This window comes from Pseudochrobactrum sp. AO18b, from assembly GCF_000409565.1.
Classification (GTDB): Bacteria; Pseudomonadota; Alphaproteobacteria; order Rhizobiales; family Rhizobiaceae; genus Pseudochrobactrum; species Pseudochrobactrum saccharolyticum.
On sequence record NZ_ANNO01000018.1, the window covers coordinates 1 to 1795 of the forward strand.

The following is a 1795-nucleotide window of genomic DNA, read 5'->3' on the forward strand; positions in this document are numbered from 1 at the left end:
CCCCGCCGCTTGTTAAAAAAAGCGGCGGCTATTGTTATGAAAGCATCGGGAATTCAGATACTATCAGGCAACCCATTCGCCTTTGCGCATCACAGGCACGGATGTGCCGTCTTGTGCAATGCCGTCCACGTCGATCTGATTGGAACCGATCATCCAGTCGATATGGATAAAGCTCTTATTGCCGCCCTGTGCCGCAATCTGTTCCGGCGTGAGATCAGCACCATTGATGAAACATTTGGAATAGCACTGACCAAGCGCAATATGGCTGGCAGCATTTTCATCAAACAGCGTATTATAGAACAGCAAGCCGCTCTGCGAAATCGGCGAGGAATGCGGTACCAGAGCCACTTCACCCAGACGACGGGCGCCTTCATCCGTATCCAATACCTTGTTCAGCACGGATTCGCCCTTGCTGGCTTTGGCTTCGACAATCCGGCCGCCTTCAAAACACACGCGGATATCATCAATGATCGTGCCCTGATGCGACAGCGGCTTGGTGCTGGAAACAGTCCCTTCCACGCGCAGAGCATGCGGCGTTGTGAAGACTTCTTCTGTCGGAATATTCGGATTGCAGGTAATGCCGTTTTTAGCGGTCGATGAGCCGCCATGCCATTCATGGCCATCAGCCAGACCAACAGTCAGATCTGTATCCGGTCCGGTGAAATGCAAAGCGCGGAAATTGCGCTCATTGAGAATTTTGGTACGTTTGCGCAATTGCGCATTATGATCTGCCCATGCGGCTACAGGATCAGCATTATTCACACGCGATGCGGCGAAAATTGCTTCGGCCAGTTTATGTGTCGCCACATCCGGCGCATCATCCGGAAACACCAGCTTTGCCCATGACGGGTTCGGATAGGAGACGATATTCCAGTTAATGTCGAAACCGGCAATTTTTTCCAGCGCAGGCTGATAGGCCATCGACAGCGCTTTATTGGCACGGGCAACTTTTCCTGCATCCTGTGCGGAAAGCAACATCGGATTATCGCCGGTGATTGCAAGGCGCGCTGCACCGCCGGCATAGGCTTTAGCCATGCCCTGATAAAGCCAGTCACTGGCATGATCGAAACTCTCATCCGGCGCATATTGGAAACGCGACAGCGCCATATCTTCATCGGAGAAAAACGGTGTTACCAGCCCTGCACCGGCTTTATAAGCATGTTCCGCAATACGGCGCACCAGCGGCAATGCGATAACTGGTGCGGTAATGACCAGATCCTGCCCTTTACGCAATTGTAGTCCGACTTTAACCGCGACCTCTGCCAGCTTATCCAGTTTAACCGGATCGATAATTGCATCCGCGTGATTGTTTTGGCTGAAATCTGACATCACATACTCCGCTTATTTTCATTGATCATCACAGATACTCCTGCAAGAGCCAGCAAGCTAGAGCTTTAGCAGGATTTTATATTGTCGCTGTAGCCACCGATGCGGAACAGCGTTAATATGCCATATGAAGTCATATTTATCGGAACAAATCCATGAACCGAAACTCCAATAATGCGCGATCATTTCAGAAGCTGAGTCTTGTTGCAGGACTGTTTGCGATAGCGCTGGCAGGCTGCACGACACTTACACCGGAACAGCAGCGTGCTGAGGATGAAAAAACCTGTCTGAGCTATGGTTTTAAACCCAAGTCTGAAGCCATGGCCAATTGCCTGCTGCAAATTCATCTCGACCGCCGCGCCGATATCCGTGCATGGCAGAATGAACGGCCGCAATTCTCCACACCGATGGTTATTTACCAGCCGGTGGTGGTGCCGCGCTGATCTTCATCTCCATAAACAAAAAGCCC

2 protein-coding genes are annotated in these 1795 nt (G+C 51.3%); one reads left to right on the forward strand and one right to left on the reverse strand.

Translation table 11 applies throughout. The features are described 5' to 3' along the window. Positions 1-63: 63 nt before the first annotated feature. Positions 64-1329 (reverse strand): aminopeptidase, encoded by a 1266-nt coding sequence (locus A918_RS0100945; RefSeq protein WP_022709240.1) that lies wholly within the window; start codon positions 1327-1329, stop codon positions 64-66. 152 nt (positions 1330-1481) lie between these two features. Here A918_RS0100945 and A918_RS0100950 point away from each other — a divergent pair, with 152 nt between their 5' ends. Continuing rightward, on the forward strand, positions 1482-1769 hold the full coding sequence (locus tag A918_RS0100950; protein WP_022709241.1) for a hypothetical protein: 288 nt from the start codon (positions 1482-1484) through the stop codon (positions 1767-1769). Positions 1770-1795 lie beyond the last annotated feature (26 nt).